A 248-nucleotide genomic window follows, 5' to 3' on the forward strand; every position below is an offset into this window, starting at 1 on the left:
GACTACACGGGTATCTAATCCTGTTTGATCCCCACACTTTCATGCCTCAGCGTCAGTTCCCGTCCAGTTAGCCGCCTTCGCCACTGGTGTTCCTCCGAATATCTGCGAATTTCACCTCTACACTCGGAATTCCGCTAACCCCTCCGGGACTCTAGCAAAATAGTTTCGAAAGCAGTTCCAGGGTTGAGCCCTGGGATTTCTCTTCCGACTTATTAAGCCGCCTACGCATTCTTTACGCCCAATAAATC

General features: G+C 50.4%; 1 rRNA gene. It reads right to left on the reverse strand.

The features are described 5' to 3' along the window. Positions 1-248: ribosomal RNA gene (locus ACTHSL_RS13980) — 16S ribosomal RNA — on the reverse strand; the annotation flags it as partial.

This window comes from Neisseria sp. P0008.S010 (genome assembly GCF_051962715.1).
GTDB classification, from domain to species: domain Bacteria; phylum Pseudomonadota; class Gammaproteobacteria; order Burkholderiales; family Neisseriaceae; genus Neisseria; species Neisseria elongata.